The organism is Modestobacter lapidis, assembly GCF_054780755.1.
Window position 1 is genome coordinate 372300 of sequence record NZ_BAAGVS010000001.1, and the last position, 21553, is coordinate 393852.

Annotated in this window: 22 protein-coding genes and 1 pseudogene; 7 read left to right on the plus strand and 16 right to left on the minus strand. The window is 70.8% G+C overall.

The genetic code is table 11. The annotated features are described in order from the left end of the window. The first annotated feature begins 6 nt into the window (after positions 1–6). The gene (locus tag ACYVG5_RS01690) at positions 7–354 is read left to right on the plus strand and encodes an amphi-Trp domain-containing protein (RefSeq protein ID WP_222047790.1); all 348 of its coding nucleotides are present in this window, start codon (positions 7–9) and stop codon (positions 352–354) included. Positions 355–410: 56 nt separating this feature from the next. On the opposite strand, the gene ACYVG5_RS01695 is transcribed toward ACYVG5_RS01690, so the two are convergent. The 3 genes from ACYVG5_RS01695 to ACYVG5_RS01705 are packed head-to-tail and all read right to left on the minus strand — an operon-like array spanning position 411 to position 2985. After that, entirely contained in the window at positions 411–584 is a 174-nt protein-coding gene (locus ACYVG5_RS01695) for a hypothetical protein (RefSeq protein ID WP_222047793.1), read from the minus strand. Then, a complete protein-coding gene (locus ACYVG5_RS01700; protein WP_222047796.1) occupies positions 581–1864 on the minus strand; it encodes a glycerophosphodiester phosphodiesterase in 1284 nt (427 codons plus the stop codon). The genes ACYVG5_RS01695 and ACYVG5_RS01700 overlap by 4 nt, the downstream gene beginning before the upstream one ends. An 8-nt stretch (positions 1865–1872) precedes the next feature. Next, positions 1873–2985 (minus strand): lysostaphin resistance A-like protein, encoded by a 1113-nt coding sequence (locus ACYVG5_RS01705; RefSeq protein ID WP_460682912.1) that lies wholly within the window; start codon positions 2983–2985, stop codon positions 1873–1875. 185 nt (positions 2986–3170) lie between these two features. Here ACYVG5_RS01705 and ACYVG5_RS01710 point away from each other — a divergent pair, with 185 nt between their 5' ends. Next, positions 3171–3383, plus strand: coding sequence for a hypothetical protein (locus ACYVG5_RS01710; protein ID WP_222047801.1), 213 nt, complete (start codon positions 3171–3173; stop codon positions 3381–3383). A gap of 41 nt (positions 3384–3424) precedes the next feature. Next, positions 3425–4300, plus strand: coding sequence for an alpha/beta fold hydrolase (locus ACYVG5_RS01715; protein WP_246630086.1), 876 nt, complete (start codon positions 3425–3427; stop codon positions 4298–4300). A gap of 587 nt (positions 4301–4887) precedes the next feature. On the opposite strand, the gene ACYVG5_RS01720 is transcribed toward ACYVG5_RS01715, so the two are convergent. From ACYVG5_RS01720 to ACYVG5_RS01730, 3 genes and pseudogenes are all read right to left on the minus strand, one after another. Continuing rightward, entirely contained in the window at positions 4888–5898 is a 1011-nt protein-coding gene (locus ACYVG5_RS01720; RefSeq protein WP_460682913.1) for an endonuclease/exonuclease/phosphatase family protein, read from the minus strand. Positions 5899–6308: 410 nt separating this feature from the next. Further along, complete coding sequence (locus ACYVG5_RS01725) at positions 6309–6980, minus strand: NADPH-dependent F420 reductase (RefSeq protein ID WP_222047807.1); 672 nt, start codon at positions 6978–6980, stop codon at positions 6309–6311. Continuing rightward, positions 6977–7947, minus strand: a pseudogene (locus tag ACYVG5_RS01730) (LLM class flavin-dependent oxidoreductase). The gene ACYVG5_RS01725 and the pseudogene ACYVG5_RS01730 overlap by 4 nt, the downstream one beginning before the upstream one ends. On the opposite strand from ACYVG5_RS01730, the gene ACYVG5_RS01735 reads away from it, so the two are divergent. Beyond that, complete coding sequence (locus ACYVG5_RS01735; RefSeq protein WP_460682939.1) at positions 7885–8040, plus strand: hypothetical protein; 156 nt, start codon at positions 7885–7887, stop codon at positions 8038–8040. The pseudogene ACYVG5_RS01730 and the gene ACYVG5_RS01735 sit on opposite strands and share 63 nt — an antisense overlap. A gap of 130 nt (positions 8041–8170) precedes the next feature. Here ACYVG5_RS01735 and uvrA read toward each other — a convergent pair whose 3' ends face one another. From uvrA to ACYVG5_RS01785, 10 genes are all read right to left on the minus strand, one after another. Continuing rightward, on the minus strand, positions 8171–10639 hold the full coding sequence (gene uvrA / locus ACYVG5_RS01740) for an excinuclease ABC subunit UvrA (protein ID WP_222047815.1): 2469 nt from the start codon (positions 10637–10639) through the stop codon (positions 8171–8173). Positions 10640–10691: 52 nt separating this feature from the next. Beyond that, on the minus strand, positions 10692–10964 hold the full coding sequence (locus ACYVG5_RS01745) for a DUF7455 domain-containing protein (RefSeq protein ID WP_246630087.1): 273 nt from the start codon (positions 10962–10964) through the stop codon (positions 10692–10694). Positions 10965–11033: 69 nt separating this feature from the next. Further along, a complete protein-coding gene (locus ACYVG5_RS01750; protein ID WP_222047818.1) occupies positions 11034–11657 on the minus strand; it encodes a malonic semialdehyde reductase in 624 nt (207 codons plus the stop codon). A gap of 93 nt (positions 11658–11750) precedes the next feature. Continuing rightward, positions 11751–13022: a glutaminase gene (locus tag ACYVG5_RS01755; RefSeq protein WP_222047821.1), complete on the minus strand. Its 1272-nt coding sequence runs from the start codon at positions 13020–13022 to the stop codon at positions 11751–11753. A gap of 423 nt (positions 13023–13445) precedes the next feature. After that, positions 13446–13721: a type II toxin-antitoxin system RelE family toxin gene (locus ACYVG5_RS01760; protein ID WP_222047824.1), complete on the minus strand. Its 276-nt coding sequence runs from the start codon at positions 13719–13721 to the stop codon at positions 13446–13448. Beyond that, a complete protein-coding gene (locus ACYVG5_RS01765) occupies positions 13718–13993 on the minus strand; it encodes a type II toxin-antitoxin system Phd/YefM family antitoxin (protein WP_222047827.1) in 276 nt (91 codons plus the stop codon). Before ACYVG5_RS01765 ends, ACYVG5_RS01760 begins: the two co-directional genes overlap by 4 nt. Before the next feature lie 4 nt (positions 13994–13997). Further along, positions 13998–14492 carry a hypothetical protein gene (locus ACYVG5_RS01770; RefSeq protein WP_222047830.1) on the minus strand — a complete coding sequence of 165 codons (495 nt, stop codon included), beginning with the start codon at positions 14490–14492 and terminating at the stop codon, positions 13998–14000. Positions 14493–14799: 307 nt separating this feature from the next. Beyond that, the gene (locus ACYVG5_RS01775; protein WP_222047833.1) at positions 14800–15117 is read right to left on the minus strand and encodes a type II toxin-antitoxin system PemK/MazF family toxin; all 318 of its coding nucleotides are present in this window, start codon (positions 15115–15117) and stop codon (positions 14800–14802) included. Next, positions 15117–15356, minus strand: coding sequence for a ribbon-helix-helix domain-containing protein (locus tag ACYVG5_RS01780; protein ID WP_246630088.1), 240 nt, complete (start codon positions 15354–15356; stop codon positions 15117–15119). The genes ACYVG5_RS01775 and ACYVG5_RS01780 overlap by 1 nt, the downstream gene beginning before the upstream one ends. Before the next feature lie 40 nt (positions 15357–15396). Continuing rightward, positions 15397–15837, minus strand: coding sequence for a hypothetical protein (locus ACYVG5_RS01785; protein ID WP_222047836.1), 441 nt, complete (start codon positions 15835–15837; stop codon positions 15397–15399). A gap of 159 nt (positions 15838–15996) precedes the next feature. On the opposite strand from ACYVG5_RS01785, the gene ACYVG5_RS01790 reads away from it, so the two are divergent. From ACYVG5_RS01790 to ACYVG5_RS01800, 3 genes are read left to right on the plus strand one after another with little or no spacing between them, the layout of a single operon-like run. Further along, positions 15997–17487 carry a DUF3375 domain-containing protein gene (locus ACYVG5_RS01790; protein WP_222047839.1) on the plus strand — a complete coding sequence of 497 codons (1491 nt, stop codon included), beginning with the start codon at positions 15997–15999 and terminating at the stop codon, positions 17485–17487. After that, positions 17484–18137: a DUF4194 domain-containing protein gene (locus ACYVG5_RS01795; RefSeq protein ID WP_222047842.1), complete on the plus strand. Its 654-nt coding sequence runs from the start codon at positions 17484–17486 to the stop codon at positions 18135–18137. The genes ACYVG5_RS01790 and ACYVG5_RS01795 overlap by 4 nt, the downstream gene beginning before the upstream one ends. Next, positions 18134–21553, plus strand: coding sequence for an ATP-binding protein (locus ACYVG5_RS01800; protein WP_222047845.1), 3420 nt, complete (start codon positions 18134–18136; stop codon positions 21551–21553). The genes ACYVG5_RS01795 and ACYVG5_RS01800 overlap by 4 nt, the downstream gene beginning before the upstream one ends.

Consider the following 21553-nt stretch of genomic DNA (forward strand, 5'->3'; position numbering starts at 1 on the left):
AGCGACATGTCGGATGTGAAAGTCCAGCAGAAGCAGACACTGAGCCGGCAGGAGGCCGCGCGTCTGATCGCGGCGTTGGCCGAGGGGCTGGGTGGCGACGGGAAGGTCACCGTCCAACTGGGCGGCAGCACCCTGGAATTGTCGGTGGCCGACCAGGTCGGCTACGAGCTGGAGGTAGAGGTGGACGGCGACCAGATCGAGCTGGAGCTCGAGCTGAAGTGGTCGACGTCGAGCGCATCCGCCGAGCCGGCAGACGACGACCCGGACGAGGACGACAGGTCCAAGAAGGCCGGGTCGAAGCGGAGCCGGTCGGGAAAGGGCGGGGTGGTGGGGGAGGAGTCCGAAGACGTCTGAGTGGGAGCCGCCGGTGCAGAGCAGCCGGGCTTTCGCGCACCAGACGTTCGCCTGCCTCAGGCGGTCCGGTCCGACTCGGCGAAGACGACGGCTTCCTCGCGACTGGTGAAGGGGCCGTCGGTGCGGCCGTCAGCGCGGCACGTCCACCCGTAGCCACCCGGGATCTGCTCGATGAGGTAGCCGTCCGGGTCGGCGGGGCCGTGGCCCAGGCGTTCGTACGGGTCGGTCATGCGAACACCACGTTCTTGAAGCGGACCCCGGCGAACGCGCTGCCGAGGTGGACGACGGGCACGGGGCGGTAGGTGGCGTCCGCCACGGTCAGGGTCTCGGTGTCGGTGCGTGTGAAGGAGAGTTCCGAGCCGGTGACGGTGATCCGCAGTCGGACGTAGGTGCCCAGTGTCGGCGCCCTTCCTCCCGTCGAGGACGCCAGCGTGGTGGCGGCACCCTCGACGACCCGATGGATCTCCAGGTCGCCGTCTCCCCGCAGGAGGAAGAGGTAGCCGTTGGCGCCGGGCGACGAGCCGGACGACGGTCGGTACGGGTGGTCGTCGGTGCTCAGGAAGACGGACCCACGGCATCGGTGGCTGTCCGCGCAGATCCGGTCCACCCGCACGTCGAGCTGCAGCGTGAACGCCTCCGGGTCCGGCGGTGCGAGGAAACCCATGAGGGTGGAGGTGACGGTGTCGGAGACGTCGAAACCCCAGGATGAGTCGTCCGGGTAGAACCGGCCGCGGCTGGTGTCCGGCAGCATCCCGGGCAGCCAGCCCTGGCGGGCGAACAGGTCCGAGGTGCGGCGGCCCGTCTCCCCAGCGATGTAGAGGGGGTCGTCGGAGAAGATCGCGTCCACGCCATCGGCGATGACGGCGTCCCGCTGGTGTCGGCGGTTCACCGTGTAGCAGGCCACCTCGATTCCGGCCGCATGTGCCGCCCTGCAGACCCTCGGGGTGACGTGGCCCGCCTCCGGGCCGATCCAGCTGATGCCTTCGGCGGCGGCCCGGGCGACGTCGGTGCTGCCGAGCCAGATGACGGCCCACCCCCGCGAGCGCGCCAGCCGGCAGTCGGCGAGGGCGAAGGACTGGAGCAGTACGGACGCCGGGCTGATACCGCGTCGCTCGAGCGCGTCGATCATCGGGCCCATCGCATCGCTGCTCTTGGCCTCGGCGCAGAGGAGGACGCGGTTGCCGAACTCGGTGAGCACCTCCTCGAACAGCGGAGGGCGCAGCCCGTCGGGCCAGCCTCCGCCGAGGGTGACCGAGGCGTCGATGTCCAGCTGTTTCCAGGAGACCGACGTGTGATCGGCGACGTTGCCGCTGGAGGTGGTCATGCGGTCCACGGTGCCGTCGTGCATGACGCCGAGACCGCCGTCGGCGAGTGTCGACACGTCCTGCTCGATGACCGCCAGGCCCTGGGCTACCGCCACCCGATAGCCCTCCATCGTGTGCTCGGGCACCTGCAGGGATCCGCCGCGGTGAGCGATGACGAACGGCCGGCTCAGGTCGGCGAAGGACACGGACGACCCTAAGGCTGCGCCTCGGGCCCGCGCGCCGCAGGGGTCACGGGCGGCCGGATGCCGAGGAAGGTCTCGGGGGCAGAGGAACGGCTCGGGCCGAGCAACGATGTCTCTGCCGACCGCCCTGCTGGAGGGCCTGCCGACACCGAGCGGTCCGCCGGCCGAACACCGGCCTCGAAGGGCGCCGGGGGAGGAACACCTTCCGGAGATCCGGCTGCACGACCAGCGCGTGCGGCGCTGAGCGAAGGCGACGGGGGCGGTGCGAGGGAGCTGAGGCCACCGGTTTCTGAGACCTCCTCGTTGTTGCTCAGCGGGCGGCTTCTCCGCGGAAGGCCCGGATGAGCTGGGACGGCGACGGCGACGACGGCGGTCAGTAGTGCCACCGCGGTCACCGCGAGGGCGATCGGCTGACCACCGGAGAGCAGTTGGTCGACGAGGCCGTCCTCGCCGTTGGACGAGTTGAACACCGCGTGCAGCACCGCGACGGCCAGCAGGCTGTCGGCGGCGGCCCGGAGCACGACACCGACCATGAGCCGGAAGAGGACGCTGACCGCCAGCAGCAGGCCGACGCCGAATGCCACTGAGGCCGCCGAGAAGTCGCCGACGAACTCCAGCGGCACGTGGATGGCGGCGAACGGAACGGCGGTGAGCGCGGCCGCGAGCACCAGACCGTGCCGCCGTTTCAGCCGGGTCTGCAGGAAGCCGGCCCAGACCATCTCCTCCCACAGGTTGATCAACACCACGGCAACGACCAGCGAGACGACCTCGCCGGCCAGGACGCCGAGCAGGTCCGAGGTCTGCACCGATCGGCCGGTCGCGACGCCGAGGGCCAGGGTGGTGAGGGGCAACGCGAGCAGCACGACGGCCCACCGTCCGGCGCCGAAGCGCCAGCGGAACGCACGGTGCAGCAGCTCGCGCACCCCGCTACGCCCGTCGGTCACCGAGGTGACCCACAGCGCGGCGGGCAGCATCACGAGAAGGACGACGGCCAGGATCCAGATCTCGCCTGGAAGCGCTCCGCCAGGCACGACGCCGTGGTCGGTGAGGGCCGGCAGCGACATGAGCGGCCAGCCGAGCCCGAAGACCAGGACGAGGAAGGCAGTCAGCGGCCGGCGGATCACCCAGGAGCGGATGCCGGACGAACTTCCTGGACGGGGTGGAGCGGACGTGGTGGTGCCGGCTGTCTGTGGGATGGACATGCGGAGACTTCTCTCAGAGTTGGGTGGTCGGGCGGAGGAGCGGGACGCCGACGCGGAACGCCGGAAGGACCAACGCCGTGGGGAGACGTTCACGAGAGCAGCTGCCGGTGAATCGGTTGCATGGCCTCCGCCACACCGAGGCGGTCCGGCTGCTCGCCGACGGGGTGCCGGTGAAGGTCCTCTCGGAGCTCGAAGGGCAGTGGCTTGCCGACGCGGTGGGGATCCGCCGCGAGCGGTCCCTTAAGGAACTCGACGACCGTGACTGCAACCGGCTCGGGGAGGTCGAGTTCGATGGCCCGAGCCGGCAGTTGGCCCCCTGATCGGGCGATGAGTTCCGGGGGCGGGTGGGGTCTGCACCACCATGACCACGATGATCGCCACCGGCACCCTCGACACGCCTGAGGCATCGCTGGTCTACGACGTCCGCGGTCCGCTGCCGACGGTGGACGGACGGCCGCCGCTGTCCCTCGTCGGGGCACCGATGGACGCGAGCGGCTTCGGCACGCTCGCGGGGCACTTCGCCGACCGCACAGTGGTCACTTACGACCCGCGCGGCCTGGGCCGCAGCACGCGGACCGACGGGCGGAGCACGTACACGCCCCAGCAGCACTCCGACGACGTCCACCGCATCATCGAGGCGGTCGGGGGGCCGGTGGAGATGTTCGCCAGCAGTGGGGGAGCGGTCACGGCGCTGGCCCTGGTCGCGGCGCATCCGGACGACGTGATGACGCTGGTCGCGCACGAGCCCCCGCTGCTGCATGTCCTCCCGGACGCCGACCGCGCGATCGCCGCCACCCGCGCGGTGCAGGCGGTCTACGAGGCCAAGGGCTGGGGGCACGGCATGGCGGCCTTCATCGCGCTCACCTCGTGGCAGGGCGAGTTCACCGACGACTTCTCGGCCACCGCCGCCGCCGACCCGGCGGCCTTCGGCCTCCCGGCCGAGGACGACGGATCGCGCGGCGATCCTCTGCTGTCCCACGACTCCGACGCGATCACCGCCTTCCGGCCCGCCGTCCCGGCGCTGATGGCGGCACCGAGCCGGATCGTCGTCGCTGCCGGCATCGAGTCGAAGGACGCCCTCACGTGGCGGACCGCGGTCGCGACCGCCCAGGCGCTGGGCCAGGACATCACCGTTTTCCCGAGCAACCACGGTGGGTTCCTCGGCGGCGAGTTCGGCCAGCACGGCCAGCCGGAGGCGTTCGCCGCACGGCTCCGCGAGGTCCTCGACGCGCGTTGACGCCGGTCCGACCGCGTTCTGACGGGGTGACAGATCGGCGCACATCCCCACTGCGGTCGTGCAGCGGGCACTGTGGGTCAGGAGTTGAGGGCGACCCGGTCCCGGTACTCGATCAGCACCGAGTCATGGGGCCGTAGTCCCGTGGGCAATCGCCCACAGAGGAGTGTCCGAGGGGCGACACGCTACATACGCACACGGTTCGCGCCGGGCCTGTGACTGCGCGCGCACGGTGAGAGCCCGGCTTCATTAGATTACGGTCGGGTACTCGGTGAAGTCGGCTCGACTGCGTACGAGGACCATGGCCTTCTCTGGTCGCTGACTACCGAGTGACTCAAGCTCCAAGCAGGCGCGACGCCGTTTCGCATCACCCGACAATCGCCGCATTCTCGGGCAGGAGGACTGCTCTACCCGAGGACCGGCGTAGTTGCGCCGACTCGATCGGTCATCGTCGCTGTGGCTTGGCGGCGGAATGCTGAGGTGCTGGCTGGCCGGTACAACGGGCTCTGGCGCAATCCCGCAGACGGAGGCGTCGGGGCCGGCGGCCGGGTGGTGCTTCTCCGCTGCCCTCCTCGCTTATGCCTGGACGATCAGAGTTCGACGTCCGCTGTGTAGGCGGCGTGATCGCTTATCAGCGTCCCGTCTTCGTAATGCGGCCGGTGGACCGTGGCCTCGCATCGCGCCACCGGCTCGCTGACTGCGAGATGATCGATGGTGGGCGCCTCGGGGTTGAGGTGCTCGGATCCCTCGGTCAGGGGGCGGAGGCCGAAGCGGTCGAAGGCGGCTCGAAGCCGCTCGATGCCGGCGACAGTGCCTGCGAGGCGGTGGTGCGCAGCCTTTCGTTCCGAGGTCAGGTTCCGCAGTTCCTGGTTGAAGTCACCGCCCCAGACGATTGGCTCCTGCCTGTCCCAGGCGTCGTCGATCCGGTCTATGTGGTGCTCGAGCACGAAGGCTTGCTGGTCGTTTAGGTACTTCTCCGGGAGACCCGGCCACCACTTCCCGGCGCCTCCCCAGGGCAGGACAGAACAGGCGACCAACACCGACCTGGACTCCGCTCCCTCCGGCAACTGGACGCGGGCCAAGCACAACGCCTCTTCGGCGGCAGGAGCATCAGTGGGGCCTTCATGGATTGGCGTAATCGAAAGGTGTGTCTGGATGCCCGCCCAGCGCTTGGTGTCCGGGCTGTCGCCGCGGCGGGGCCCCGACACGCTGACCCACCCGCTGGATGAGTCCCAGTCGCGGTGCACCTCGGTCAGCAGCCAGATGTCCGCCGAGAGCTTCTCCTGCCACCGGACGATTTCGGCGGCCTTTGCGTAGCCGGGGCTCGGGCAGTCGCGGAGGTTCCACGTCGCGATGCGGGTGAGGCCGTCCTCTGCTGCTGCGACCTCGGTGTGGGAAGACGCCGCTTCCCAGCCGAGGGACCGCTGGCAGTGGGAGCAGGCCCACCGCGGTGAGGGGCCTGCCTCCATCAGGCAGCCAGCGAGCACGATCTCGCCACGCTCTGCTGCCTCCAAGGCCTCCGCAGACGGGAGGCCGTAGACAAGGGGGACCCCCGGCGGCACACCCGGGCAGTCCGGGCAACGTGGGGCGCGACGACTCATACCGATCACGGTATGGGCGCCTAGCGACGGAATCAGCGCGCCTCGCCCGGTCGAGGGAGGCTGATGACAGCGCGCGGGAACGAATGCCCCCTGCAGTCCGGCTTGGCTACCCGTCAGGCCTTGAGCGCCGGGAAAGTGCAGAGGCGTACTGCCGCGACGGCGACGGCCTGTGCAACGAGGGCTGAGGCAGCTGTCGGCCGGGCGGCCGAAGGGCCGTCACTTCAACCGAACCGAGGGCAGTCCCGGACGCGTGAGTGTCCGGGTGGGTGCGTGGCCGTCGGCCGTGGTCGCGAGAGTCCCATCGCGCAACGGGGGGGGTGTGCTTTAGCTGGTGTCCGAGGGGCGACACGCTACATACGCACACGGCTCGCAGTGCCGGCGCCAGGAGCTTGACCGGCAGTGCAGCCAGGTCACCGGCGGGCGGCGGTGACCTCCTTGCCGCGGTCGGAAGCGGGAAACCGGTCGATCATGGCGCGCAGCCGCTCGGCGTCGACGTTGGCGCCGAAGGGCTCGGTGCGGGGTTCGAGGCGCACGCCGTGCGCGAGAGGGCCGGCGACGACCCCGTCGAAGCCTAGGTCGTGGACGATCAGGGCAACGGTGTCGAGGTCGGCGACCTCGTCCCCGGCGATCGCGATCGCTTTCCGGCCGGGATCGCCGACGGGGCGGGTTTCGCCTTCGAGGTCGTGGTAGCCCATGTGGTTGAACGCCTTCACCACCCGGGACTCCGGTAGAAAAGCCTGCCCGATCTCGCTGGTGGAGGTACGCGGATCGGTGAGGTTGTCGCGGACGCCGTCGACCTCCCACCAGTAGTTCATCGCGTCGATGACCAGCTTCCCGGCCAGTGCATCGACCGGGAGCGTGCGGTACTTGCCCAGCGGCAGGGCCAGGACGACGACATCACCCTTGAGCGCGGCATCAGCCGCGGTGGTCGCGGTTGCCCCGGGTGCGAGCACCTCGACGGTCAACGCGATCTTCGCCGGGTCGCCCGAGCCGGCGACGAGCACCTCGTACCCGGCTGCGATCGCAAGCCGGGCCAGCACGGTGCCCACCTTGCCGGCACCGAGGATGCCCAGCGTGGTCATGCCCGCACCTCCTGCGTGACGGTGTGTACGTCGTCGCCGGCGAGAAGCTCGCGGACCCGGGGGATGACCTGGCTGCCGTAGAGCTCCATGGCCCGCAGGCGGGCGGCGGCCGGGGTGCTCCCGCTGGTGTAGACCATGTCGAACCGCCCGACGTCGAGGGTCCGGATCGCCTCGGCCATCCGGGTCGCCACGGTCTCGGACGAGCCGACGTAGAGCGACCCGGAGGCGATCTCGGCCTCGTAGTCCTGCCGCCGGACCGGCGACCAGCCGCGCTGCGCCCCGATCCGGTCCCGGCTCGCGCGGTAGTGCGGCCACACGGTCTCGACCGCCTCCTCATCAGTGTCGGCGACGAAGCCGTGGGAGTGCATGCCGACCGGGTGCGCGGGAGTGCCGAACTGCGCCGCGGCCCGCCGGTAGAGGTCGACGTAGGGCGCGAACCGCTCGGGTGGCCCGCCGATGATGGCGATCATCAGGGGAAGGCCGTACCGGGCGGCGCGGATCACGGACTGCGGTGAACCACCGACGCCGACCCACGTGTCGAGGCGCCCGGACTCCGTCTTCGGATAGACGTCCGCGTCCTGCAGCGGCGGGCGGGTGGAGCCCTGCCAGGTGACCGGGCGCTCCCTCAGCAGCCGGGAGAAGAGCTCGATCTTCTCCTCGAAGAGCACGTCGTAGTCGGCCAGGTCGTAGCCGAACAGCGGGAAGGACTCGGTGAAGGAGCCGCGGCCGAGGATGACCTGCGCCCTGCCCCCTGAGAGCGCGTCGACGGTGGCGAAGCGCTGGAAACCCGCACCGGGTCGTCGGAGGACAGCACCGTGACACCGGAGGCCAGCGTGATCCGCTCGGTGCGGGTGGCGATGCCGGCGAGCACGGTCTCCGGGGTGGAGATCGCGTAGTCGGGCCGGTGGTGCTCCCCCAGGGCGATGACGTCTACGCCGACTCGGTCAGCCAAAACCGCCTCCTCCACGACCCGGCGGATCGCGTCGGCGTGCGGCAGCAGGTCGCCCGCGTCGTCCACGGGGATGTCGCCGAAGGTGTCGAGTCCGAACTCGACTCCTGAGGATGCGCGGGGGGCCTGCGTGGTCATGGATGAGCCCTCTACCTGACGGCACGAAGTTGAGCGTTCATCTTGGTCTCACGGCTCGACACTTCCGATGTTCCAGCCGGCCGCGCGACTGGCACCCGGCCCGTCAGGAGCCCGCGAGCCGCCGCGCGAGGTAGGGCGCGGTGGCGCTGCCCGGGACCGTGGCGATCTCGGACGGGGTGCCGGCGGCGACGATGCGCCCGCCCGCGTCACCGCCGCCCGGGCCCAGGTCGATGACCCAGTCGGCGGAGGCGATCGTGTCGAGGTCGTGCTCGACCAGGACGACGGTGTTGCCTGCGTCGACGAGCCGGTGCAGCTGCTGGAGCAACAGCCTGATGTCGGCCGGGTGCAGGCCCGCCGTCGGCTCGTCGAGCAGGTAGAGGGCATGGCCGCGGCGGGCGCGCTGCAGCTCGGTGGCGAGCTTGATGCGCTGGGCCTCACCACCGCTGAGCTCGGTGGCCGGCTGGCCCAGTCGCAGGTATCCCAGTCCGACGTCCTGGAGCGTCTGCAGGCTGCGTGCCGCGGCCGGGATGTCGGCGAGAAACGTGGCGGCGTCGTCGACCGACATGGCCAGGACGCCGGCGATGCTCGTGCCGCGGTGGACCACCTCGAGGGTTTCGGCGTTGTAACGGGCGCCGTGGCAGGTGGGGCACGGCGCGTTGGTGCCGGGAAGAAAGAGCAGCTCGACGGCGACGAAGCCTTCGCCTTGGCAGGTCTCGCACCGGCCCTCGGGGACGTTGAAGGAGAACCGGCTGGCGGTGTAGCCCCGGGCCTGTGCCTCCTCCGTCGAGGCGTACAGCCTGCGCACGGCGTCGAACATGCCGGTGTACGTGGCCAGGTTGGACCGGGGCGTGCGGCCGATGGGCCGCTGGTCGACCAGGACGAGCCGGTCGAACGCCTCGAGCCCGGACGCGTCATGCAGGTCGACGTCGAGGGCTGTGTCCTCCTGGTCCGCGGGCGTCAGGCCGAGGTGGCGCCTCACGACCTCGGCGAGCACCTGCGTGACCAGCGTCGACTTGCCGGAGCCGGAGACCCCGGTCACCGCCGTCAGCACGCAGAGCGGCACGTCGACCGACACGTCGCGCAGGTTGTGGCGGGAGACGCCGCGCAGGTGCAGCCAGCCCTGCGGGGATCGCCCGCGGTGCTCGAACGGTCGCGCGCGCCCGAAGAGGTACCGACCGGTGGCCGATTCCTCCACCTGCTCGAGGCCGGCGACCGGGCCGCTGTAGAGCACGCGCCCGCCGCCGGCGCCCGCGCCGGGGCCGATGTCGACGACCCAGTCGGCCCGGCGGACGACGTCCATGTCGTGCTCGACGACGAAGAGGGAGTTGCCCGACGCCTTGAGCCGGTCGAGCACGTCCAGCAACGGCTCCGCGTCCGCGGGGTGCAGGCCCGCGGAGGGCTCGTCGAGGACGTAGACGACGCCGAACAACCCGGACCGCAACTGGGTGGCGATCCGCAGGCGTTGGGCCTCACCCGGCGACAGGGTGGTCGAGGACCGTCCGAGGCCGAGGTAGCCCAGGCCGAGGTCGAGCAGCACGTCGACCCGGGTGACCAGGTCGGCGCTGATCCGCACCGCGACCTCGGTCGACTCCCCGGACTGCGCCGTAGGCGTAGCGGCGCCGGGTTCGGCGAGGAGCGCCACGGGTCGCAGCCACGCCGCGACCTCGGCGAGCGGCATGGCGTTGACCTCGGCGATCGAGCGGCCGGCGAAGGTCACCGCGAGCGCCTCCGGCCGCAGGCGGCTGCCGTGGCACTCGGGGCAGGGGATGCTCTGGACGAACCGCAGCGCCCGGTCGCGCATCCGCTGGCTCTGGGAGTTGGCGAGCACGTGCATGACGTGCTTGCGGGCGCTCCAGAACTTCCCGTAGTAACCGTGGTCGATGCGGCCGGGTTCGGGGGCCACCAGCACGGACGGTTGCTCGTCGGTGAACAGCAGCCAGTCCCGGTCGCGCCGCGCGAGCTCGCGCCACGGCTTGTCGACGTCGATGCCGAGCCCGGTCACGATGCTGCGCAGGTTGGCGCCCTGCCAGGCGCCCGGCCACGCCGCGATGGCTCCGTCGCGGATGCTCAGCGACGGGTCTGGCACCAGGAGGTCCTCGGTGACGTCATGCACCACACCGAGCCCCTGGCAGCGAGGGCAGGCGCCCGCTGCGGTGTTGGGGGAGAACGCGTCGGCGTCCAGGCGCCGGGCTCCCGGCGGATAGGTGCCTGCGCGCGAGTAGAGCATCCGGAGCAGGTTGGACAGCGTGGTCAGGGTGCCCACAGTCGACCGTGAGCTCGGGGCTCCGCGACGCTGCTGGAGGGCCACAGCCGGGGGGAGACCGGTGATCTCCCGTACGTGCGGTGAGCCCACCTGCTGCAAGAGCCGGCGGGCGTAGGGCGCGACCGACTCGAAGTACCGTCGCTGCGCCTCGGCGTAGAGCGTGCCGAACGCGAGCGAGGACTTCCCGGAACCGGAGACGCCGGTGAAGGCGACCATCGCGTCGCGCGGAATGTCCACGTCGACGTTGCGCAGATTGTGCTCGCTGGCACCGCGGACACGCACGAAGTGATCGGTAGCCGCGTCTCCCACCTTCGCAGGCTAGCCACGGTCGGCGACACAGCGCGCCGGCGATGCCCTCGTGCTAGGCGTCGATCTTGTCGGTCTCGTCGCGGATCTCCGCACCGACAGCGGCGAGGGCAGCCTCGTGGTCGCGCCCGTGGTGGGCGCAGAAAATCAGGTCGCTACCGCTCGGCAACACAGCGCGGATGAACGCCTGCGCACCGCAAGAGCCACGGTCGGTCCTGCCGTTCGAGCCACCCACCACCGCGGGGGCATCGCAGCGGTCGGCCAGCGTCAAGGGAGCGATGACGCGTGCAGCAGACCGGACGTCGTGGTCGAGAGTGGAGTTGGACATCTCTGGCTCCTCCGAATGGTCGCGACCGATTGCTTCGATGGTGGGTGACGCTGACTCGTTCGACGGGGCTCAGTGGATGCTGAGCACATCGTCGAAGGGAAGCCGCGGCAGCCGATCCATCCACGCGTTCTCCGCGGGCTTGCCCATGTTGATGGCGACGAGCACGTGGTGTCGGCCATCGGGAAAGAACTCGCGGGCGATCGCGTCGGCGTCGAAGCCGGTCATCGGCCCGGCGGCGAGGCCGGCAGCCCGGATGCCGATGATCGCGTAGCCCACCTGGAGGCCGGCGTTCAGCTCCGCCGTGCGGGCCCGCGCCTCCTCGTCACCGGCGAACAAGTCCTTCGCGCCGGGGAAGTGCGGAAAGATGCGCGGCAGCTCCTCGTGAAAGTCGAGGTCCGCGGCCAGTACGGCGGTGGCCGGCGCCGCGGCCGTCTTCGCCCGGTTGCCCTCGGAGAGATGGGGGAGAAGGCGTGCCTTCGCATCCGTGGAGCGGACCACGACGACGCGTAGCGGCTGGGTGTTCATGGACGTGGGCGCCCACTTGACGAGCTCGAAGATCGCGGCGATCTGCTCATCGGTGACGGGCTCGTCCGTGAATGCGTTGGCCGTGCGGGCCTGGCGGAAGAGGAGATCCTGCGCATCCGCGTCGAGGAGCAGCCCGTCCGAGATCGGGAGGTCAGCGGTTGCGGTCATGACTAGTTGAACGCGAAAGCAACGCGGAGCCTTCCTCGTCGGAAGCGGTTCCGATCACAGCCTCCGCTCGGGGTGCGCCCGGGGGCAGTGAGGTCAGACCCGTTCGTAGCCCTCCAGCGGCGCTAGTGAGCTCCATCGTTCCGGGAGCCGCACGACCGCCTGCTCGGACAGGGGTAGAACGTGGTCCGGGTCGAGCAGCGCCACCTCGGCGCCGTCCAGCTGCAGGCGGCGGACAATCTCTGCGAGCATCCGTCGAGCGACGTCGTTCACCGACGACACCCGCCGAAGATCCAGGACGAACAGCGCGATGGGAAGGCCGTCGGTCACCGTCCGCACCACCCGTTCCACGCTGCTGAACTGCATCGAGCCCTGCAGGCTGCACACGCGTGCGAGGGAGCCGTCCGGCCCACGGAGCGTCCGGTCCCGTCGAACCGTCGACCGTGCCGGCTCGGGGGCCTGCATGATGTGGAGCCCCATGTCGGCAGACATGCGGGTGCAGATCCGGACCCCTCGCGTGCTGTTGCCGTGGGAGTCCAGCCTCGGTGAGAAGACGGCCATCCCGAGCTGCCCGGGCAGTGCCCCCAGGATGCCTCCGGAGACGCCGCTCTTCGCCGGAAAGCCGACCGTGGTCATCCAGTCCCCGGCGGCGTCGTACATGCCGCAGGTCATCATCACGCTCAGCACCTGTCGGGCCACTTTCTCCGGCACGACCTGCTTGCCGGTGGTCGGCTGCACACCACCCGTGGCCAGCGTGGCCGCCATGGTCGCCAGATCACTCGAAGTCACCGAGATCGCGCACTGCTGGGTGTATCCGCGGACCACGTCCCGCGGATCCTGGCCGATCACGCCGTAGCTGCGGAGCATGTTGGCGATGGCCAGATTGCGGTAGGCCTGCGACATCTCCGACTCGTAGATCCTCCGGTCCACGTGCAGTTCACGGCCGGCGAAGTCCGACATCAGTCGCCGGACCCGCTCCACTCGGGTGTCGACGTCGTCCCCAGGGTCGCCGACCAACGCGTGTGCCGTGAGCGCCCCGGCGTTGATCATGGGATTCCGGGGCCGCCTCGAGTCCCGTTCCAACGAGAGCTCGTTGAACGCCTCGCCGCTGGGTTCCACGCCGATCCGCTCCAGGACGTCGTCCAGCCCGTGGTCGGCCAGGGCCAAGGCGTAGACGAACGGTTTCGAGATCGACTGGATGGAAAACTCAGTGCCGCTGTCGCCGGCGCGGTAGAGCTTCCCGTCGATCGTCGACAGGCACACGGCAAGCCGGTCCGGGTCGGCCGACGCCAGCTCGGGGATGTAGCCCGCCAGGGCGCCCGCGTCGCCGCCGCAGGCGTCCAGGATCTCCGTCAGATAGTCGGGCACCGGGGATTTCACTGATTCCGCCTCCTATCGCCGGCACAATGGGAACCATTCCACGTGATGCTCCGCGGACGCGAGCGGGTGACCGGGGACAGGGCCCGTGGCCCGTGGCCCGTGCAGTGTCAGCCGCCCAGTCAGGCCAGCGCTGCGACGACGAGTGCCTGCGTTCCGGTGTCGCAGGTCGGCTGGATGACCGGGCGCGAAGGCGGGTGAGTGGCTGCCCGGGATGTCCCGGGCCACTCGGTCGGCGGCCGCGGCTTGCTGGGGCATCGCGCCGCCGGCGTGGTTGTCGTGCGGGCCGACCCCCTCTGGGGCCGACACAGAACGAGGGAACCCCACCGGCCAGGAAGCCGTAGGGGGTTCAACTCGGTATCCGAGGGGCGACGGTACTTCCCGCACACGCCTGCGTCGGCCATGACCTGGTGATCAGCGGTAGGCATCCGTGCGGTGCGAGATGCGCACGACCGGGACCAGGATCTCGACATCGTGGATGGAGTGGATGACGCGGTACTGACCTCGGCTCGCGGACCAGTAGCCGTCGAGCTCGAACCGCAGCGGCTTGCCGACACGATGCGGGTCCGCGGCGAGCGGTCCGTAGAGGAAGTCGACGACCGCGACCGCAACTGGCTCGGGCAGGTCTCGCTCGATGGCCCGCCTGGCGGCTGCAGACAGGACGACGGTGTAGGTGCGGGGACCGGTCACCGGCGGCGGGCTGCCAGCGCGGCCCGCACCTGGGCCTCGTCGTAGACCTCGCCACCGGCCATCTCGGTCTCGGCCTGCCGGATGTCGGACCTGGCCTGTGGATCCGACAGGATTTCAAGGGTCTCGATCAGTGACTCGTAGTCCTCGACCGCGAGGATGACGGCGACCGGACTGCCGTTCTTCGTGACCGTGATTCGCTCGTGGGTACCGGAGACCTCATCGATGACCTGGCTGAAGTGCGCCTTCACCATCGCGAGCGACTGCGTTGTCATGACCCTAGTTCTGGTCAACTAACCAGTCGCGGTCAAGGAGGATCGATGGCGGGCGACGAGCGATCCGGCGTGCGTCGAACTTCTCCGCCGGCGGCTCGACGACGGTGGTGATCCACCGGTCGGTCGCCACGTGGAGGCTCCAACTCACCTGATCGTCCGCGTCGAACGCCGCCTTCAGCACCGTTGCCCACTCGCGGTCCGACCTCGTGGCCGAAGACCGGCCCGATCGGGAGAGCGCGAGGGCCAGGTGCGCCGGGGTGCCGGACTCGCTGACCATCATGTCGCGCAACTGGCGGACGAAGCCGATGACCCCGGGGTCCGGCTGCGCCGTGATCCCGGAGATCGAGAGCACGCGACCGATCCGGCAGCCGGCGGAGTCGAGCCACTGCAGCGACAGCGCGCGACCGGGTGCATCGGGCTCGGAGAGCACTTCGGCCCACCAGACGCTGAGCTCAGCGGCGGACGTGATCGGTACGGGAGAACGGAGAGCGAGCGACATGCCCGGCAGAGTCGCAGCTGGATCCGACGCCGATCCGCGTTGTCCACAGGTCGCGGGACGCTGCGATCCGCGACTCGAACGGCAGAACCCCCACCGCCCAGAGGCCTGTGAGGGTTCGACTCGGTGTCCGAGGGGTGACACGCTACATACGCACACGCTTTCCGGCGGTGGGGCGAGGAAGAGCCGTCCTACAGCGGCGTGCCCGTTGATGTACAGGCCGGCGCTGAACCATTTTTGTCGAGGTGGCGACCGTGGTCACCCAAGCGGCAGGGTTCGCATCACCTGTGACGGCGCCGGGTGCACGAGCTCAGCGGGGTGGCGGCAGGTCGTCCAGGTCGAAGGCGGCGTGCAGGGCTGCGGTGAGCGCCACCTCCTGCTCGGGCAGCAGTCGGCCGATCTGTCGGCCGAGTGCCGATGTCGGCACGGTGACGACGTTGTCGCAGCTGACCACGCTCGGATGGTCGAGTCCGTTGTTCGGTCCTACCCGCACCTCCGTCGACAGGCCCCGGATGGTGCTGGTGATCGGTGCGACCGTCACCCGGGACAGATGCGGACGCACCAACTCCCGGGTCAGCACCAGCACGGGCCTAGGCTTGTCCAGCTGTGCGAGGTGGATCGGGCGCATCAGTCGAGGTCGTCGAGCGGCGTGCGGACAGCGTGCTCAGCCAGGGCGTCGAGGTCATCGTCGTCGTCCCCGGCGGCGGCCAGGATGGCCGCATCGCGGGCCGCGAGCTCACGACGTCGTTCTCGTTGCAGTGCCTGGCCCACAACCGCAGCGCGGGACGACGCCCGGCCCTCGGCCACCAACCGGTCGATGAAGTGGACGAGTTCCTCGGGCAGCCGGACGGCGATCTGAGTACTCATGAGATTCACGGTACCGCCGCGGGATGCGAACTGGTACCGTTCAGGCCGCCGGCCATGCTCGCCGGGGGAGGACGGGGACCGCGGTGCGCCCGTTTCCCACGTGCACGCTGCAGTCGACGCCGTTGTGGTCGCCGACGATGGCCTCGATCGCCGAGCACCAGGCGTGGTCGTCGGGTGAGAGCCCCGCCGGCCCGCGCCGCTCGAGCAGCATCGCCAGGTGCAGCCCGGCCGGCTCCACGTCCTCGGACTCGGCGACGGTCGCGTGCAGCTCGACCAGGTTGGCGAGGACAAGCCGGTCGGGTTCGAGGGGCACGTCCTCGACGGGGATGAGGAGAGGCACCATCGTGCCGTCGGGCCGCAGCCACGCGAGGAACAGCGAGCGACCCGACGGTGGGCCGTCGAGATGGAGGAGGGCGCGCCACCGTTCGGTGAGCTCGGCGTCGCTGCGAACCGGCATGTCCGGGTGCGATCGGGTCGTCATGGCGGGGGACTCTGACGCATGCTGGCGGCTACGTGCCGGCCTTGTCCACAGGCCTCGAGCGGCCGGTGTGCGCCGATATCGGAATTGTCCGATCCGGCTGCTTGACTGGTCCCCGCCATCGGAACGACGACCGCGCCAAGGGGGGGAGGAGCGGTGGACGTGCTCCGCAGTCACGACGAGATTGACGAACTGCAGCGCCGGCACTCCGCATGGCAGCTGCTGCGCGCCCGCACCGCCCCGCTGGCGCTGGCGTTCCTCGGCGGGGTCTTCGTCGAGGAGAACGTCCGTTCCGTCTCGCGCACCGACCTGATCACCCAGCTCGACGAGCTGCTGCACGCCCTGAACAGCCGGACCGACGACGGCGACCAGTACGCGCGCACCGCTGCGCAGTACGTCGACGAGTGGGCCGATCCCGCAACCGGCTGGCTGCGGGCGTACTACCCGCCGGGTGCCGACGAGCCCGCTTACGACGCGACCCCGGCGGTCGAGACCGCGCTCTCCTGGCTGCGGTCGCTCCGCCCGGCACCCTTCGTGGGCACCGAGTCGCGGCTGAACACTGTCATCGAGCTGCTCCGCCAGATGGCCTTCGGCGCCGAGTCCGATCCGGAGGTCCGGCTGGAGGAGCTGCACCGCCGCCGCCGGGAGATTCAGGAGGAGATCGACCGGGTGAGCTCGGGGCAGGTCGACGTCCTCGACCCGGCAGCGCAGCGCGACCGCTACCAGCAGTTCGCCACCACGGCGCGCGAGCTGCTCGCCGACTTCCGCCAGGTCGAGGAGAATTTCCGCACCCTCGATCGTGCGCTGCGCGAGAAGATCGCCACCTGGTCCGGCGGCAAGGGTGAGCTGCTGGAGGAGGTGCTCGGCGACCGGCGGGGGATTGCCGACTCCGACCAGGGCCGCTCGTTCCACGCCTTCTACGACTTCCTGCTCTCCGTCCCGCGGCAGGAGGAGTTCGCCGACCTGCTGCTCCGCGTGCAGCGGCTGCCTGACGTCACGCAGACGCTGCCCGATACCCGGCTGCGGCACATCCACCACGACTGGCTTGACGCCGCCGAGCGCACCCAGAGCACCGTGCGGCAGCTCTCCGACCAGCTCCGTCGCTTCCTCGACGACCAGGTGTGGCTGGAGAACCGGCGGGTGATGGAGATCCTCCGCGGTATCGAGGCCACCGCACTGGCCGTGCGCGACGTCCCGGGCAGGCCGCCGGGCATGGACGTCGGAGCCACCGAGATCGACGTCGTGCTGCCCACCGAGCGGCCGCTGTACCGGCAGCGACGGCGCCTGGCGCTCGACAGCGACGGCGTCACCGACGCCACCGACCGCGCCGACCCGACCGCCCTCTACGAGCAGGTCTACCTCGACCCCACCCGGCTGGCCGCGGCCGTCGCCGACGGCCTGGCCCGGCGGCCGGTCGCCGCGCTGCCCGACATCCTGCGCGAGCACCCGCTCCAGCAGGGCCTGGCCGAGCTGGTCGGCTACCTCGCCTTGCGCGACGGCGTCGAGAGCACCATCGACGGCGACCGCCACGACGAGGTCACCTGGACCGGCGAGGACGACGTCGACCGCGCAGCGCGTGTCCCGCACGTCGTCTACTCCCGCGCCGGCGCACCCCGACCGACGACGAGCTCGGAGAGCGGGAACAGCCGATGACCGCGCCGCCCCGGCACTCCGACCTCGACCTGCCGCTGGTGCTCACCTCCCTGGTCCGCGGCGTCGTCGAGCAGGACAGCCACCCGCAGGTCTGGCGGCACCTGCTTGGCCTCACCAGCCAGGTGCGCGACCACGTCTCGCTCCTCGGCCTGACCCTCGTGCTGGACGAGGTCGAGGGCTACGCGTTCTTGCGCGCGCTGCCCGACGAGCAGCTCGCCGAGCTGCGCGTCGGCAAGCCGGCGCTGCCGCGGCTGGTCCGGCGACACGCGCTCACCTATCCGGTCAGCCTGCTGCTCGCCCTGCTGCGCAAGCGGATGGCCGAGTTCGACGCCACCAGCGGCGACGTGCGCCTCGTGCTCACCCGCGACCAGATCAACGAGATGGTCGGCATCTTCCTGGCCACCGGCAGCAACGAGGCCCGCGTCGTCGAGCAGCTGGACGGCGCCATCGCCAAGGCCGTGGAACTCGGGTTCCTGCGCCGGCTGCCCGCCGACCAAAGCCGCTACGAGGTGCGCCGGATCCTCAAGGCGTTCGTCGACGGGCAGTGGCTCGCCGACTTCGACGCCCGGCTCAGGGCGTACGCCTACGGACCCGACGGACCGCCCGACGACGCCGGTGGCCCCGACCCGATGCCGGAGGGCGACCGGTGACCACCCTGTTCAACGCCGCCGACGTCGCGGAGGCGGTTCGTTCCGGTTCCGCTGGCCGGGCGCGCGTCGGCCACCGGCTGCACCGGCTCGAGCTGCTTAACTGGGGCACCTTCGACCAGCGGGTCTGGACTTTCACCCCCGGTGGCGACGACAGCCTGCTCACCGGCGACATCGGCTCCGGCAAGTCGACCGTCGTCGACGCGCTCACCACCCTGCTGGTGCCGCCGCAGCGGATCACGTTCAACCGTGCGGCCGGAGCCGAGACGCGGGAGCGCGACCTGCGCTCCTACGTTCTCGGGCACTACAAGGCCGAGCGCAGCGAGACGACCGGGGGCTCCGCTCCGGTGGGCCTGCGCCGCGGGCCCACCTTCACCGTGCTGCTCGCCGTCTTCGCCAACGAGGGGTACGGCACGACGACGAGCCTCGCCGTCGTCCTGTGGCTCGCCGACGGCCAGACCGGCCAACCCGACCGGTTCTACGTCACCGCCGACCGCGAGCTCACCATCGCCGGCGACCTCACCAGCTTCGGCGGTGACCCGGCGGCACTGCGCAAGCGGCTGACCGCCTCCGGCACCGGCGTCCACGACGGCTATCCCGCCTACGCCCAGCGGCTGCGACGGCTGCTCGACATCCCGTCGGCGCAGGCCATCGAGCTGTTCGCGCAGACCGTGTCGATGAAGGCCGTCGGCGACCTCACCGGGTTCGTCCGCCAGCACATGCTCGAGCCGTTCGACGCGCAGACGTGGGTCGACAAGCTCGTCACCCACTTCGAGTCGCTGACCCGGGCGCACGACGCCGTGGTCGCCGCCCGCACCCAGCTCGAACAGCTCGACCCGCTGCTGGCCGCCGCGGTCGGCTACGAGACCCTCAGCGAACGCATTGCCGCGCTCGCCGCGCAGCGGGCGGCGCTGCCGGCGTTCGCCGCCGATCGGACCGTCGCCCTGCTGGAGACCGAGTCGCGCGCCGCCGCGGAACGTCTCGCCGCGCTCACCGAGGAGAAGCAGCGTCTGGACGACGACATCGCTCGCGACGGCGAGGAGGTCAAGGCGCTCGAACGCGAGATGGACGGCCAGGGCGGTGCACGGCTGCGGGAGATCGACCTCCGAGTGGAGCTGCTGACCCCGCAGAAAGCGCAGCGCCGTGCCCGGGCGAGCGCGTACACCGTCGACCTGGGCGTGCTGGGGCTCCCGCCGGTCGAGACGGCGGAGGCGTTCGCCGCCCGCCGGCCGCAGATCGCCGAGCTGCACGCCGAGCAGGAGAGCCGCCGAGCCGGGCACCGGGAGCAGGCCGACCGGCTCGCCGTCCACGCAGCCTCGCTCAAGGCCGAGGAGGCCGAGCTCAACGCCGAGCTGCTCGAACTGCGGCGTCGCCGGGTCAACATCCCCGCCGCCAGTCTCGACCTCCGCGCGCGACTGCTGACCGCAACCGGGCTCTCCGAGGGCGAGCTGCCGTTCGCCGGCGAACTGATCCAGGTGCGGCCCGAGCACGCCGACTGGGAGGGCGCCGCCGAGCGGGTTCTGCGCGGGCTCGGGCTCTCGCTGCTCGTGCCCGACCGGCACTACGCCGCGGTGAGCGACTGGGTTGAGCACGAGCACCTGCGCGGCCGGCTCGTCTACTACCGGGTGCCCGCCCGGCCCGAGCCGGCCCGCCCGCCACGCAGCCCGCACCCGCTGGCCGACGTGGTGGAGGTCAAGGAAGGTCCGCTCGCCTCCTGGCTGCGCGGCGAGGTGCTGGCCCGCGCCGACCTCGAACGCGTCGAGACCACCGCGCAGTTCCGCCGGTCCGAGCGGGCGGTCACCCGGGCCGGACAGGTCAAGGGCGGTCGCAACCGGCACGAGAAGGACGACCGCTTCCGCATCGACGACCGGCGCAACTACGTCCTCGGCTGGTCACCCGAGGCCAAGATCGACGCCCTGCTGGAGGGAGCCGGCGACCTTGGCCGGCGGCGCAAGGAGCTCGGGGCCCGCGGCGAGGAGCTCCGGTCGGACGAGCAGCAGCTGCGCTCCCGCGGCGCCGCGCTCGACCGGGTGGCCGGCGTGACCGGATTCGAAGAGCTCGACTGGGCCGGGGTGGTCCGCCAGATTGAGGAGCTCACCGCTGAGCGGGACCGGTTGACCGGGGCATCCGGGGAACTCACCCGGCTGCAGGGGCTGCTCGTCGACGCCGCGCGGCGGGTGACCCGCGCCCAGCACCAGCGCGACCAGGTGCTGAGCCGTGCCGGCTCCACGGAGAGCGAGCGGCGCCGCGCACTCGCCGAGGCCGACGTCCGCCGGCAGCGCGCGGCGACGGCCCGCGACGTCCACCCCGCGGTCCTCGACGCCCTCCACGGGGCTGCTCCGGTGCCCGCACCCACCGGCGTGACCGGGTGGGACGACTGGGAGAAAACCACGCTGGCCAGGCTCACCGACGAGCACGACCGGGCCACCGTGCGCCGCAGCCAGGCGGCCGGCCGGGTGACCAGTGCCATGCACGATTTTCGGCTGCGTTGGCCGCTGCTCACCGGTGAGCTCGACGACGCGGTCGAGTCGATCAGCGGCTACCGCGAGCTGCACGGCCGACTGGTCTCCGACGACCTGCCTCGGTTCGAAGCCGAGTTCCAGGACCTGTTGCGCACCAACGCGATCCGCGACATCGCGATGTTCTCCGCCGAGCTGCGCAAGCAGTCAGAGCTGATCGGCGAGCGCATCGACCGCATCAACGACTCCCTGCGCGGCATCGACTACAACCCGGGGCGTTACATCAGCCTGGAGACTGCACGTACGCCGAACATGGAGGTGCGCACCTTCCTCGCCGACCTGCGGGCCTGTACCGACGACGCGCTCGACGGTGGTGACGCAGACGGCGCCTACTCGGAGCGGAAGTTCCACCAGGTGCGCGCTCTGGTCGAGCGGTTCCGCGGGTGCGACGGCTCCACCGAGGCCGACCGCATCTGGACGCAGCGCGTCACCGACGTGCGCAACTGGGTGGTGTTCACCGCTGTCGAACGGTGGCGGGACACCGATGAGGAGCACGAGACCTACACCGACTCCGGCGGCAAGTCCGGCGGGCAGAAAGAGAAGCTGGCCTACACCGTGCTGGCCGCCTCCCTGGCCTACCAGTTCAAGCTGAGTTGGGGCGCCGACCGGGCCAAAGCCTTCCAGATGGCGGTCATCGACGAGGCGTTCGGTCGCGGCTCCGACGAGTCCACCCGGTACGCCCTCGCGCTGTTCCGCCGGCTCGGACTGCAGCTGATCGTCGTCACGCCACTGCAGAAGATCCACGTCATCGAGCACGCGGTCTCGGCCGTCGGCTTCGTCGACAACCCCACGGGCGCCGGCTCGCGGATGCACACCCTCACCATCCAGGAGTACAGGGCCGGTCGGGCCGCGCACCTGGCCGCCGACCAGCCGGCGCCGGACAGCGCCCCCGGCGACTGA

What these genes read in the sequence shown, in the direction of transcription:
- ACYVG5_RS01750 (WP_222047818.1), bottom strand. Translation starts at nt 11,657, where the DNA reads ATGACCGCAACCGCTGACCTCCCGATCTCGGACGGGCTGCTCCTCGAC.
- ACYVG5_RS01770 (WP_222047830.1), bottom strand. Translation starts at nt 14,492, where the DNA reads ATGTCGCTCGCTCTCCGTTCTCCCGTACCGATCACGTCCGCCGCTGAG.
- ACYVG5_RS01695 (WP_222047793.1), bottom strand. Translation starts at nt 584, where the DNA reads ATGACCGACCCGTACGAACGCCTGGGCCACGGCCCCGCCGACCCGGAC.
- ACYVG5_RS01765 (WP_222047827.1), bottom strand. Translation starts at nt 13,993, where the DNA reads ATGACAACGCAGTCGCTCGCGATGGTGAAGGCGCACTTCAGCCAGGTC.
- ACYVG5_RS01795 (WP_222047842.1), top strand. Translation starts at nt 17,484, where the DNA reads ATGACCGCGCCGCCCCGGCACTCCGACCTCGACCTGCCGCTGGTGCTC.
- ACYVG5_RS01780 (WP_246630088.1), bottom strand. Translation starts at nt 15,356, where the DNA reads ATGAGTACTCAGATCGCCGTCCGGCTGCCCGAGGAACTCGTCCACTTC.
- ACYVG5_RS01725 (WP_222047807.1), bottom strand. Translation starts at nt 6,980, where the DNA reads ATGACCACGCTGGGCATCCTCGGTGCCGGCAAGGTGGGCACCGTGCTG.
- ACYVG5_RS01690 (WP_222047790.1), top strand. Translation starts at nt 7, where the DNA reads ATGTCGGATGTGAAAGTCCAGCAGAAGCAGACACTGAGCCGGCAGGAG.
- ACYVG5_RS01775 (WP_222047833.1), bottom strand. Translation starts at nt 15,117, where the DNA reads ATGCGCCCGATCCACCTCGCACAGCTGGACAAGCCTAGGCCCGTGCTG.
- ACYVG5_RS01785 (WP_222047836.1), bottom strand. Translation starts at nt 15,837, where the DNA reads ATGACGACCCGATCGCACCCGGACATGCCGGTTCGCAGCGACGCCGAG.
- ACYVG5_RS01745 (WP_246630087.1), bottom strand. Translation starts at nt 10,964, where the DNA reads ATGTCCAACTCCACTCTCGACCACGACGTCCGGTCTGCTGCACGCGTC.
- ACYVG5_RS01715 (WP_246630086.1), top strand. Translation starts at nt 3,425, where the DNA reads ATGACCACGATGATCGCCACCGGCACCCTCGACACGCCTGAGGCATCG.
- ACYVG5_RS01720 (WP_460682913.1), bottom strand. Translation starts at nt 5,898, where the DNA reads ATGAGTCGTCGCGCCCCACGTTGCCCGGACTGCCCGGGTGTGCCGCCG.